Annotated in this window: 11 protein-coding genes; all 11 read right to left on the bottom strand. The window is 55.6% G+C overall.

Translation table 11 applies throughout. The features are described from left to right. Positions 1-47: 47 nt before the first annotated feature. Entirely contained in the window at positions 48-806 is a 759-nt protein-coding gene (locus BLW22_RS08640; protein ID WP_083381345.1) for a 2-oxo acid dehydrogenase subunit E2, read from the bottom strand. Between the two features lie 22 nt (positions 807-828). Next, positions 829-1,059 carry a biotin/lipoyl-containing protein gene (locus BLW22_RS08635; RefSeq protein ID WP_074845825.1) on the bottom strand — a complete coding sequence of 77 codons (231 nt, stop codon included), beginning with the start codon at positions 1,057-1,059 and terminating at the stop codon, positions 829-831. 26 nt (positions 1,060-1,085) lie between these two features. After that, a complete protein-coding gene (locus BLW22_RS08630) occupies positions 1,086-2,075 on the bottom strand; it encodes an alpha-ketoacid dehydrogenase subunit beta (RefSeq protein ID WP_074845554.1) in 990 nt (329 codons plus the stop codon). Then, positions 2,072-3,058, bottom strand: coding sequence for a thiamine pyrophosphate-dependent dehydrogenase E1 component subunit alpha (locus BLW22_RS08625; protein WP_074845552.1), 987 nt, complete (start codon positions 3,056-3,058; stop codon positions 2,072-2,074). Before BLW22_RS08625 ends, BLW22_RS08630 begins: the two co-directional genes overlap by 4 nt. A 61-nt stretch (positions 3,059-3,119) precedes the next feature. Further along, a complete protein-coding gene (locus BLW22_RS08620; protein WP_074845823.1) occupies positions 3,120-5,513 on the bottom strand; it encodes an efflux RND transporter permease subunit in 2,394 nt (797 codons plus the stop codon). Positions 5,514-5,562: 49 nt separating this feature from the next. Then, positions 5,563-6,669, bottom strand: coding sequence for a WD40/YVTN/BNR-like repeat-containing protein (locus tag BLW22_RS08615; protein ID WP_083381344.1), 1,107 nt, complete (start codon positions 6,667-6,669; stop codon positions 5,563-5,565). Between the two features lie 104 nt (positions 6,670-6,773). After that, a complete protein-coding gene (locus BLW22_RS08610) occupies positions 6,774-8,528 on the bottom strand; it encodes a DUF1302 domain-containing protein (protein WP_218023876.1) in 1,755 nt (584 codons plus the stop codon). 114 nt (positions 8,529-8,642) lie between these two features. Further along, positions 8,643-8,972: a Rieske (2Fe-2S) protein gene (locus BLW22_RS08605; RefSeq protein WP_074845549.1), complete on the bottom strand. Its 330-nt coding sequence runs from the start codon at positions 8,970-8,972 to the stop codon at positions 8,643-8,645. Positions 8,973-8,975: 3 nt separating this feature from the next. After that, complete coding sequence (locus BLW22_RS08600) at positions 8,976-10,376, bottom strand: aromatic ring-hydroxylating oxygenase subunit alpha (protein WP_083381343.1); 1,401 nt, start codon at positions 10,374-10,376, stop codon at positions 8,976-8,978. 125 nt (positions 10,377-10,501) lie between these two features. Further along, a complete protein-coding gene (locus tag BLW22_RS08595; RefSeq protein WP_074845812.1) occupies positions 10,502-11,419 on the bottom strand; it encodes an HpcH/HpaI aldolase/citrate lyase family protein in 918 nt (305 codons plus the stop codon). 9 nt (positions 11,420-11,428) lie between these two features. After that, entirely contained in the window at positions 11,429-12,586 is a 1,158-nt protein-coding gene (locus BLW22_RS08590; protein ID WP_074845547.1) for an acyl-CoA dehydrogenase family protein, read from the bottom strand. Positions 12,587-12,595: the final 9 nt, after the last annotated feature.

Here is a 12,595-nt window from a genome sequence, read left to right as displayed (position 1 = left end):
GCGAACGAGGCAGGCAAGCGAAAGGCCCAGGGTGCTGCGATACGTCGTCAACAATCAAGCAACCGTTGCGGCTCACGCAGCAGTTTGGCCAAGCAAACCAGGAACTGCGCGCCGTCCACCCCATTGATCACTCGGTGATCGTAGCTAAGGTCCAATGGCAACATCATTCGCCAATCAACCGCCTCTTGCTCGCCGCGATATGGCTTCCACTGTGCTTTGGTGACACCTAGAATGGCGACTTCCGGGGCATTGATGATGGGCGTAAACGCCGTTCCACCGATGCCTCCCAGAGAGCTAATGGTCATGCACCCGCCTTGCATGTCGGCCAGGGGTAGCCCCTTGCTCTTTGCGCGTAGCGAGACAGCGGCCAGTTCTTCCGCCAGCTCGAAGGCGCTCTTCTTGTCGCAGTCGCGAATCACTGCCACCAGCAGCCCTTTGGGTGTGTCTATCGCTACGCCAATGTGGAAGTACTTCTTCAATATCAAGTTCTGCCCAAGCGCATCGAGGGATGCATTGAACAGCGGGAACATCTTCAGCGTTTCGACTAAGGCTTTTATCTGAAAGGCCAAGGGGGTGATCTTTACGCCCTTTTCCTCATTCAGCTGTTTGCGCAGTATCTCCAGCTCGGTTATATCGGCCTCGTCATGATGCGTGACATGGGGAATCGTTACCCAGTTACGCGATAGGAAAGTAGAGGTGAGCTTCTGGATGCGCGAGAGCGCAATTTGCTCGACCGTCCCGAAGACAGAAAAATCCGTTTCCGGTAGCGCAGGCAAATCAACTGGCAACGTCGTTGACTGACTCATAAGGTAGTTTCCTGTTCCGGTCTCAGACGATTTCAGCCAAAACGTCACCGACCTGATAGACCTCACCGGCAACTGCGACAATTTTCAGCACCCCAGAGGCGGGAGCTTCGATCTCCTGAACGGACTTGTCGCTCTCCAGGGCATACAACAGTTGCCCCTCCTCTACCGATTCGCCGTCGGCGACCATCCATTCCGACAACGTTCCTTCATTCATGGAAAAACCAATCTTCGGCATCAGCACCTGAGTAGTCACAATCTCGCTCCTTTCACAGTTTTTTATCAGTTCAATGTCGCTCGTATCGCACTTTCGATCTGCTCGGCAGACGGTACGAAGGCGGTTTCCAGCGGTTTGGAGAAAGGAACCGCACAAAAGGCAGAACCAACCCGACCTACCGGAGCTTTTAACTCACTGAACAGGGCTTCATGGATCAGCGAAGATATCTCGGCGCCGACGCCGAAGTTACGAGTAGCCTCATGCACCACTACAGCACGACCGGTTTTGCTCACCGAGGCGAGAATGGCATCGCTGTCCAGCGGTGAAATCGTTCGCAGATCGATCACCTCGACGCTGATTCCTTCCTCGGCAAGCCGGGTCGCAACTGCAACGACGTCGTGGACCTGCTTGCTATAGGTGATCACGCTGACATCGCTGCCATCGCGTACTACTTTGGCCTTACCCAAAGGTATCTTCTCGCCACGCACGGGGGCCGGACCAGGCGTCCAGTACAGCGGCATGCACTCAATGAACATGCAAGGGTCTGGATCCTCGATACAGGCGAGCATCAAGCCGTAGGCGTCCGCTGGCGTGGACGGAATTACCACCTTGAGCCCTGCCGTGTGAGCGAACCAAGCTTCAAGGAAGTCCGAGTGCTGCCCCCCAACGCTGAACCCAGCACCGGTCATTGTCCGAATGGTCAGGGGCACATTGGTTTGCCCACCGGACATGAAGCGCAGTTTGGCTGCGTGATTGACGATCATGTCCATGGCCACGGTGGTGAAGTTCATCAACATGATTTCCGCCACCGGGCGCATGCCGGCCAACGAAGCACCGATGGCGGCACCGATAATGGCCTGTTCGGAAATAGGCGTGGAACGTACTCGCAAATCACCATGTTTGGTTGAGAGCCCCTTGGTCACACCGATGACCCCACCTTCTTCGCGATCCGCCACATCTTCGCCAAAGACGATCACGTTTTCATCAGCGGACATCGCATCGTCAAGTGCAAGATTGATGGCCTGGATCATGTTCAAGGTTGCAGTTGTGCTCATGCTGGGATCTCCTGCGCATAGACATCGCGGCGCAATTCGCTCAATTCGGGCCAAGGGCTGGTGAGCGCGAATTCGAGCGCTTCGTTGATTTCAAGCTCGATGGACTGCTCGATGCCGTGCAGTTGCTCTTCGCTCGCATGTCCATGTTGCAGCAACCAGGCTCGCAAAGCAGGAACCGGATCGCGCGCCATGGCAGCCGCTTTTTCTCCTGGATCCATGTAGCCATCGACATCGCCGAAGGTGTGCCCGTGAAACCGGAAGGTGTTGGCCTCGATCAGGGTCGGGCCGCCACCGTTGCGGGCACGCTCGATAGCGTCGCCCGCGACTGCCCACATGGCCAGCGGATCATTACCGTCGACCGTTATTCCCGGCATGGAATAGCCGGCGGCGCGATCAGAGACGTGCGCGCAGGACGTGCCGTTTTCATACTTGGTATGTTCGGCATAGCCATTGTTTTGGCAGACAAAAACCACCGGGAGCTTCCACACCGAAGCCAGGTTGAGCGCTTCGTGGAAGGCGCCGATATTGCTCGCGCCGTCACCAAAATAGGCTATCGAAACGCGCTTCTCGCCACGGATCTGGGCAGCCAGGGCCAGCCCATTGGCAATCGGCATGCTGCTACCGACAATTCCGGTAGTCACCATCACCCCGGTTTCGGGATGGGTCACGTGCATCGGACCACCCTTGCCCTTGCAGGTGCCGGTGACCTTGCCGGCCAACTCGGCCCACAGCAGCCGGGTCGGCAAGCCCTTGGCCAACATGTCATGAATGCCACGATAGATGGTGCAGATTGAGTCCTCATTACTCAGATGAACCGACAAGGCCGAAGGAATGATTTCCTGACCTCGCGGTGAGTAATAAGGCATAACCAGTTTTCCCGACTTGATCACCGAGCGGAAGCGTTCATCATTTTGTTTGATGAGCGTGGCCCTGCGATAGATATCCACCAGCGTTTTACTATCGGGCTGTTTTAGAGTTGTCATTTCCCGTCTCCTTGAATTGTCTGATGATTGTTTGCACGCACGATGGAATAGCCCTCTTTGATCACAGGCGTTTGTTCAACAAAAAATGAGACAGAGCGGGAATCAGGATCAGGGCGCCCAGCATGTTCCAGATAAACATGAACGTCAGCAAAATCCCCATGTCTGCCTGGAACTTGATAGGCGACCACGCCCAGGTCACGACACCAGCTGCTAGTGTCACCCCTACCAGGCCAACCACCTTGCCCGTGAACTGCACGGCCTTCTTGTAGGCTTCACGCAAGGGAAGTCCTGCACGCTGCTGGGCCAATTGCACACTCAGCAGATAGAGCGAATAGTCGACGCCAATGCCTACACCCAACGCAATGACAGGCAATGTCGCTACCTTCATGCCGATGTTCAGTTGAACCATCAACGCTTCGGCGAGCACCGACGTGAGCATCAGCGGCAGCACGGCCACGACAACCGCGCGCCAGCTACGGAAGGTCACGGCGCACAACACGATCACCGCGGCATAGACGAAAAACAACATGGTCCGGTTGGCCTCGTGAACCACGATATTCGTCGCGGCCTCGATCCCGGCGTTCCCCGCCGCCAATAAAAACTGACGATCAGGCGCGCTATGCTCCTTAGCAAATTCGCTAACCGATTCCACCACTCGCGTCAGCGTAGCGGCCTTGTGGTCGGAGAGATAAGCGAGGACCGGAATGAGCGAGCAATCGCCATTCAGGAGCTCGGAGTTCCATGACAATGCGGTATTGATCTGCGGCGCGATCAAACCCTTGTTGTCGCTGATGGTTAGCCATTTGGGATTGCCCTCGAATGCCCCCGACGTGTAAGACCGTACACTGTCTACCAACGAGCTGGTCTGCTGTACACCGGGGACCTGCGCTAGCCGCCACGACAGTCGATCAGCTTCGATCAGGTTTTCGTAGCTGGAACATTGATCCGCCGGGGTCTTTATCATGACCGCCAGAATGTCGCTGGACACTCCGTACTGCGAAGTAATAAAGGCGTTGTCCTGGTTGTACCGCGAATGGGGTCGTAACTCAGGGGCACCGGCATCAAGGTCGCCAACCTGGAGCTTCAGACTACCCATGAAACCGAACACTGCCAGGATCACCGCGACACCGATGGCGCCGATCGCCCAGCGATGCTCGGTGAAATGATCCAGAAGCTCCCAAACCCGGCCAAAGCCTCGTCCAGTCCCCTCCTCCTGCTCCTCCTTCAGGCTGCGCTTGGCGGCCTGGAGCCCGACACCGGTGTAGGACAGCAATACCGGCAACAGAATCAGGTTGGTGAAGATCAACACGCCGACCCCGAGGCTGGCCGACCAGGCAAGCTCGCGGATCACCGGGATGTCGATAATCATCAATACGGCGAAACCGACAACGTCGGCCAACAGAGCCGTCAGCCCGGCCAGGAACAATCTGCGGAAGGTATAGCGAGCAGCCACCCACTTATGGGTGCCTCGCCCGATGTCCTGCATGATGCCGTTCATTTTCTGGGCGCCATGGCTGACACCAATCGCAAATACAAGGAACGGTACAAGAATCGAAAACGGGTCCAGTACTCGCCCTGCAGCTGCGACGAAGCCAAGTTGCCACACTACTGCTACGGTGGAACACAGCACCACAAGTGCGGTACTGCGCAAGCATCGGGTGAACAGGTAGATGATCAGCGACGCAATGGCCGCCGCCGCCAGAAAGAAGAACATCACCATGGTCAGTCCATCGACCAGATCGCCGGCCAGCTTCGCGAAACCGATGATGTAGATTCGAACGCTGCCGTCGCCGTCCTGATATTGGGTACGCACCTTCTCCAAGGCAGTAGAAATAGCGTGATAGTCGACCGGCTTGCCATTCTCATCGGTGGCCAGCAATGGGACGACGATCATACTCGACGTATAATTGTTGGCAATCAGGGTTCCCGCCAGCCCCGCACGCGCGATGTTCAGGCGCAGCTTACGGATCGCCCCTTCTGAGCCATCGAAATTGCTCGGCATGACGGGTCCGCCAGCAAACCCGTCCTCGGTGGCCTCTGTCCAGCGAACCACCGGAGACCAAATCGATTTCATCCAGGCACGATCAACCCCCGGGATAAGGAAAATCTCATCGTTGATCTTAGCCAGTGTCTGCAAATACGCCGGGTCGAAGATATCGCCACGGGGGTTTTCGATCACTACGCGAACCGAGTCCCCCAACCCGCGCAACTGAGCCCGGTTATCCAGATAGTTGGCAATGTAGGGATGACTGTGGGGCAACATCTTCTCGTAGCTGGTGCCCACAACCAGTCCCTTTAGCTGCACACCACAGAAGAGGGTAACCGCCAGGCACAAAAAAATGACCCAGACTCGATTGTTGAAGACCAAACGCTCAAGGATATTCCCGGAGTGCTGATCGAATGCGCCAGGGTGGGTAATCACTTCCATTACCCTGTACGGATTGTGCTCACTCATCGAATTCATAACTTCTGATCCGTTTTGTCCTGCAGCTGTTTCCAGCTGTTCAGACCGCTTCAATATGCACACCAAGTGCACCGACCAACGCAACTTTGTGATCTGAAATCACTGAAGCACCGAAATAAGGCATTTTCTTAACCATCTTCAGCGCGTCGAAATGACGCCCCTCATCAGAGCTCTGTGCAATACCGCCCAACTGGTCGGCAATCAATATTCGCCCACCCGGCAATGCCACGGCTGACGTGATACCTCCCTGGGCGGATGAATTGACCTTTTCCCAGGACCTGCCCTGATCGGCACTGTGGTAAAGACTGCCGCGCATACCGTAGGCAAGCACCGTATTCTCTCCAGCCAGCAGCAGTCCGAAGAAAGACCCGTTATAGGGTGTATCCAACTGCGCAAAGCGCTCGCTGGAATCGTCGAGTCGCCAGACCTTGCCCTGCTCGCCTGTCAGATACAGCTGTTCTGCGCGTCCCTTGACGCCGTAGAAATGCAGTTCGCCGGGGTTATCGACCTGGTCCATCATCGGCAGCCAGGTCTTGCCACCATCCTCAGTGCGAAAAATGCGGTTGAAGGTGCCCACTACATAGCCATGACTTTCATCCGCGAAAAACACGTCCATGAAAGGCTGGGTTTCGCCGTCCTGCGCCAGGGAGCGCTCACGTTCAAGACACTCCTGGGCGTTCACCAAGGTGCCCGACCTGGCCTGGTAATAGGCGATAGCCTGTTGCGACGCTTGAATGCCATCCAACTGTTTGCTCCACGTCGCGCCCCCATCTGCGCTGTGCAGGACCACACCACCGTGACCGACTGCCCAGCCCTTGTCGGGCACGGGGAAGCAGACAGAAACCAGGTCAGTGCTGACAGGGACTTGGGCGGGCAGCCAGTTTTGCCCCTCATCGTCGGAGAGAAGGATGCAGCCCCTTAGGCCCACCACGACAAGCCGCTTTCCCGTAAAGGCAACGCCCAGTAAAGGGCTACTCAAGTTCAGATTGCTGTGTGTTGCAGGCACCTCAAGCGGACTCTTGAACGCCAACGCCGCCGGCGCAACGGCACAAGCCACTGCTCCGGCAGCTCCCAGTGCAGCCAAACGAAGGAAGCGACGACGCGAGCAGAGTGCGCCGATCTCAGGCGTGTTTCCATTCAGGATCATCGGAATAACTCCAGGGAACCATGTGCCAACTAGCCAATCACAGCCTCGTAGCAATGGGGAGGCCCAAGGTGCGTGCACTCCCCTTCGCATGAAGTACTAAGAGTTCAAAAACTCGCCTTGAGCGTAAGGGACACCCAGCCCCGGTCGCGCAACAGCGGTGAGCCTCCACTTGAAGTCGCGACGGTGTTGTCGTTGACGACGGGGTTGAAGCGGGTCGTCAGCGGACCAAAAAATCCGTTATAGGCCAACGTCGCCTTATACAGCGCCAGGTAATCCGCACCGATACCGATACTGAAGGCACCTGCGCCCTCGTTGCCGCCGTTGGTTACCGGTGACGTCCCGAAAATGCCTCGACCGTAAGTCATCGGCAGGGTCAGATCGATGCCATTGATTGGTTGGTACCAAGTAGGGGTGAACGCGAGTTGAATACCGAGCGCATCTTTTGTCGAGCAACCATCCTTGGCATCGCCACGACCACCATTTTGCGATGCACACAGAGGATTGCCCTTTTCATTATAAAATTCTGCATTCTTGGTGACCTTGTCGAGACGGCTGTAGGTCATCTCCCCCATCAACGTTGCCGAATCCCAGAGCGGTGTTTTACCAAAATAGGCGATCGCGTTGACCAGCCCGTGCCACGTGTCACCACGGGCAAAATCAGGTGAGCCCCCCACGCTGCTCAGGGCGGTGTTCTCGCGACGGGACAATTCCCCTGCCACCGCCACACCGCCTATCTGCCGGGAGATGCTTATGCCATAGAGCCTGACGTTCTCCGCATAGCGGTTATAAAAGCTGGTGGGAGTGCCCGCGCCGTCAAATGTACTAAGAATGTTCGGCAGGGTATCGCTGAATTCCCGGTAATAAAAACCGAGGCTGCCTTGCAACGCTTCGGACTGCCATTTCAGGTTGGTGCCCCAGGAGCCGCTGTTTTTTGGTGTGTCTACATCGCCCCGGTAAGGTATGCCGAAAAAAGGTGCTGCCGGGATGGTTGTGTTGCCGCCAAAAGCAAAGTCAGCGGTTCCAAAGTAGGTACCGCCTTCTGGCAAGCGGCTAGGGTCCCATTCAAATTGATAATAACCGGCCAGCGAAAGGGTATCGGTCATCTGCGTATGAAAGGAGAGTTGGTTGAGCGGCAGATACAACTCTTTCGCTTCGATCCCAGGGGTCGCCGTTGCCTTGCGAATGTCCACCGGACCTTGGGCGTATGAAACGCCATGGATGAACGAGAACAGTGACTCGCCCCAATAGAGATTGTGTCGCCCCAGTTTTACTCGCACCGGTGCATCGCCGATATCGAAACGGCCAAACACGAAAGCATCCAGAATCTCACCGGAAGGCCCGTTGTAATAGCGATCCACCTTGCCGGTGTATTTGTTTCCGGAATAAACGTTCGGATAGCCGGCAGCCGTGTATTGCGAAAGCCCCTCTGCCTTGTCGTCGTCATAGGCCTGGTCATACCAGGCCGACGCCGAGACTCGCGCGCCATATTCCTCTTTGTAGACGACATCCAGCTCAGAGAGCAGATCGAAGCGATTGGTGACCACATCACCACGATCGAACTTGTTGTCAGAGACCTGCTGGTTATTGCTCAGCGACAGCGCCTTTTCTTTTCCCTGAGCCCGGAACCCCAGGTTATATCGAACGGAATTGTCCCAACGAACCTTAAAGTCAGGGTCTCCCACATCGAAAGATACCGCCGACGCGGAACCGACAATCGACAACGCCGTGACAGAAACCGCCAATCTGGAAAATCCCGCGGAACTTCTCTTGAGACTATTCGCTTTCATGATTGCGCCTTTGTTTTTTTTGTTGTTCAACCATTCAGGATTGCCAGATCCTGTGCCTGCAATATAGAACACATCATTTACATTATGCTAGCATACGTTTTCACTTGGAGCCTACCCCTCCGTCGAATAAATCAGCCTTCAATCGTGTTGAGAATCCGGACCTCGTGTATCAATAATCATGAACGGCTAGCCAAGATTAACCTCAATCCGCCCTTGCCTGATGCGCACGCCGAACACCTTGACGGGTTGCTTGCTGACCGTATTCGTAGGAAGTCCATTTGACAGATTGAAGCAGGCGCCATGCCTGGGGCAGCGAATGACACCATCGCGCACCACTCCGCCGGCCAATGATTGGTAGGCGTGAGGACAAAGATCCTCAAGTGCGAACAGATGCTCGCCCTCACGGCACAAGAGGATTCGTCGATATCCATTATTCACGACCCGCTGGCCATTCTCGGGCAAGTCAGCAAGCGCCAAGACATCGATGAAGTGGTTGACGATCACTGAATCGCTCATCCGTCACTCACCGACAACCCGGGTCAATACCTCATGGAAATGCTGGATACGGCTTTCCTGATACCGGCCCAACGTCGCCTTGGCGTGGGCAGGAGAAGCAGCCTTGAGGCCCTTCTGAACACGTGGCAAATTGCTCATGTCTTGATCAAAAATCCTTGCCAGCACACCAATCTCGGGAACCTTGAAAAACCCGTCATCGAAATCCAGATGATGGATAGGCGCTACCGGTGGACGTGGCGCGCCAGGGGGTAAAGGCAATGTCAGGCGCACACAAAACAACGACTCGTCAGGATTATTACCATATGGCAGGAATTGGTAGATCAAGGGTAGTCCTTCGCCATACCACGGACAGAAGTTGGGAAACATAAAGTACTGGATACTGTCGACCATTGCAGTGTCTGGCCAGGATGACAGATCGCCGCCCAGCGCCTGTCCCATCGCCCTTCGGCGCCACTCGGCGACCTGGGCACGCCCGGACAGTTGCGACTCCGGGTCGAAAGTGGGAACGGGAACCCCTGGCATCCCCATGCCGAAAGCCATGAAAGCGCTGTTGGCTGCATCACCCGCCGTCGCCTCCTCTCCCAGATGAGGGCTGGGGACGGCGAGGGGCGTGATCAACCGACTGATATGACTCTCACCATCGTTCCAAATGTCATACTGGGTCGACGCATCACCGGTAAATCCCATCGAATCGGTATGTGTTTCAATGACGTGATACGCCTCCAGAAACGCTTCCAGTACGATTTTCCAGTTCGCTTTGACTTTCTTGTGAATGTGGAATGCCGTGAAACGTTGTTCCGTAGGGCAATCCTTGAAGTGCCCCGGCAACACTCCCAAAAAACTTTCAAGCGGTGCAGCGTTTGGATCAGGGTTGATGAAAATAAAACCGCCCCAAGTCGATACCCGAACCTCGGGAAGCCGATACGCTTGCGAGTCGACCTGACCAAAGTCCCAGCGACTGGGAATGTTCTTCAAGCCGCCATCTAGCTTCCATTCCCACGCATGAAATGGGCAGCGAAAACTGTCACCAGAACTGTGCCCTTCGCACAGCTTCGTACCCCGATGCAAGCAGCTGTTGTAGAACGCCTTGATTTCGGCCGGACCGCTACGCACGATGATGTATGACAGCACTCCCACAGTGTAAGGCAGACGATCCCCGATCTCCGGCAGGTCTTCCTCGCGACAGGCAAACTGCCATCTCTTTAGCCAGATATGCTCACGCTCAAGCGCCGCATAAGCAGGATCGATGTAACGTCGAAACGGGACACTAGTTCCAAGAGGCTCGTAATGCCCGGTCGCCTTGAGACCCAGCGGCAGGTCCCGCGTGTCATCACGCAACAAATCACATACCAGTGGACTGACCGCGGAGGGCATTCCGCGTACTATTTCATCGGGGCCGGTCATCACAATCTCCAGGCTTTCGCTCTTATTAGGTACGCATACATACGGTATTTTGCATTACCATAATTACAACAACCTCTGGCGGTCAACACGTAAAATCCGATGCCCGTTCGACCATGCCACAACGCCTAAGAAGGACTCATTGCGGCGCACCGCGACGCCAAGTCCAATAGCCTCAGCGCTTGTTTGAGATGAGGCATATCCAACATCCTGCCCTCGATCCCGACGGTACCCAGCCCGGGATTATCTTCGAAGGCCTGTAACACTTTCTTCGACCATTGCACTTCATCAGCGCTGGGAGAAAACGCTTCATTGATGATGGCTACCTGACCAGGATGAATGGCAAGTTTTCCGGTAAAGCCAGCACGGCGAGCTGCCCTGGCTTCATCAGCAAGCCCTTCGCTGTCGGAATAGTTGGCGTAGATCGTATCGATGGCCGGCACGCTGGCGGCAGCTGCCCCAGCCAGACAGAATGCCCTGGCCAATTGGTAGACCGTATCGTACTCACCATCCACGCGCCGATTGCTACTCGCGCCCAAGGCTGAAGCGAGATCCTCCGCCCCCCACGTCATACCACTTAAGCGTGGGGAGCAACCGGCATAGCCGCCCAAGGTAAATAAAGCCTGAGGGGTTTCAGTCGCCACGGGAACGATACGAATACTGCCCGGTTCAAGGCCGGCGCGAACCTCCAGGACATCAAGATAGTTGCTGAGCGTTTGCACGGCCGAAGGCAAGTTAACCTTGGGCAACATCAGGCCGTCCGGGGCGCCGTCCGCAACAATCAGGTCATGCAGCGAGGCTGATGTATCCAATGGATTGATCCGAACCCAAAGTTGCTGCCGCCCGCGCTGAGGGCGCGCTCTCAAATACTCCAGCACCAGCCCTCGCGCAAAAGAGGTGCGCGTTGAAGCGACAGAGTCCTCCAGGTCAAGGATTAATGCATCGGCATTGCAGCTCGAGGCCTTTTCTAGCTTTCGCTCACTGTCACCCGGCACAAACAAGAGGGATCGCAATAAAGCGCAACGTGAAGTCGACGTCTCGGACATGTTCATACCTCAGGCTTTTTTAGGCTTGAACAGGCTTCGCCCAATAATCTGCTTCATGACTTCAATGGATCCGCCGGCAATGCGCACGATACGGGCATCGACATAGGCACGAGCTATCGGGTATTCCAACATGTAGCCCCAACCACCGAAGAATTGCAGACACTCGTCGACCACCTTGCAGTGGAGGTTGGACAACGACATTTTGGCCATCGCCGCGTCCACGCCAGACAGGTCATGAACAATGAATTTTTCTATGCAGTGATCGATGAAGACCCTTGCGATAACCGCCTCGGTTTTCAGCTCAGCAAGCTTGAATTGGGTGTTCTGAAAGTCCGCCAGGCTTTGGCCGAACATCTTGCGATCCGCAACGTAGTCGATGGTGTAGTCCAAAACTGTTTCCACCACTACTGCCGAGCGAATGGCCTGAGTGAGCCGTTCCTGTGCGAGGTTTTTCATCATGTGCTCAAAGCCGCCATGCTCCCGCCCCAGCAAATTGCTGGCAGGAACTCGCACATCTTCGAAGAACAGTTCGGAAGTGTCCTGCGCTTTCAATCCGATCTTCTCAAGGCGACGTCCACGCACAAAACCCGCCCTGCTCGACTCGATGATGAAAAGTGAAATGCCACCGTATTTCTTATCGGCAGGATCTGTCTTTGTCGCAAGGATAATGACATCGCACAGCTGGCCATTGGAAATGAAGGTCTTTTGACCGTTGATGACATACTCATCGCCATCGCGCACAGCCCGTGTACGGATATTCTTCAAGTCGCTGCCGGCATGGGGTTCAGTCAGGCCCAGCGCGCCGATCACTTCACCTCGGATCATTTTTGGCAGCCATTGCTGCTTTTGCTCTTCGGTGCCAAAAGCCAGGATATAGGGCATCACCATTTCGTTATGGATCGCAAAACCTGGTCCCGTAACCCCGGCGCGGGCCAACTCCTCCACCAGTACAAAGTTAAAGAGATCGTCCGCTCCCACGCCACCGTATACTTCTGGCACCGAGCATCCCAAAAGACCTGCTTCACCCGCCTTGAGCCACAGCTCACGTGGCACACCTCCATCGTGCTCCCATTGCTGATGAAAGGGTGCAATCTCACTCTCAATGAAGCGCCTGACCGTTTCGCGAAACTGCTCATGTTCGCTGCTGAACAAACGACGCTGGTTCATATGCTGTCT

The sequence above is a fragment of the Pseudomonas marginalis genome (assembly GCF_900105325.1).
In the GTDB taxonomy this organism is placed as follows: domain Bacteria; phylum Pseudomonadota; class Gammaproteobacteria; order Pseudomonadales; family Pseudomonadaceae; genus Aquipseudomonas; species Aquipseudomonas marginalis.
This window is presented reverse-complemented; position numbering and strand designations above follow the sequence as displayed.

Bases quoted from the DNA above. Each gene is read 5' to 3' on its own strand.
- BLW22_RS08615 (WP_083381344.1), bottom strand. From the start codon at position 6,669: ATGATCCTGAATGGAAACACGCCTGAGATCGGCGCACTCTGCTCGCGT.
- BLW22_RS08590 (WP_074845547.1), bottom strand. From the start codon at position 12,586: ATGAACCAGCGTCGTTTGTTCAGCAGCGAACATGAGCAGTTTCGCGAA.
- BLW22_RS08595 (WP_074845812.1), bottom strand. From the start codon at position 11,419: ATGTCCGAGACGTCGACTTCACGTTGCGCTTTATTGCGATCCCTCTTG.
- BLW22_RS08620 (WP_074845823.1), bottom strand. From the start codon at position 5,513: ATGAGTGAGCACAATCCGTACAGGGTAATGGAAGTGATTACCCACCCT.
- BLW22_RS08605 (WP_074845549.1), bottom strand. From the start codon at position 8,972: ATGAGCGATTCAGTGATCGTCAACCACTTCATCGATGTCTTGGCGCTT.
- BLW22_RS08630 (WP_074845554.1), bottom strand. From the start codon at position 2,075: ATGAGCACAACTGCAACCTTGAACATGATCCAGGCCATCAATCTTGCA.
- BLW22_RS08600 (WP_083381343.1), bottom strand. From the start codon at position 10,376: ATGACCGGCCCCGATGAAATAGTACGCGGAATGCCCTCCGCGGTCAGT.
- BLW22_RS08640 (WP_083381345.1), bottom strand. From the start codon at position 806: ATGAGTCAGTCAACGACGTTGCCAGTTGATTTGCCTGCGCTACCGGAA.
- BLW22_RS08625 (WP_074845552.1), bottom strand. From the start codon at position 3,058: ATGACAACTCTAAAACAGCCCGATAGTAAAACGCTGGTGGATATCTAT.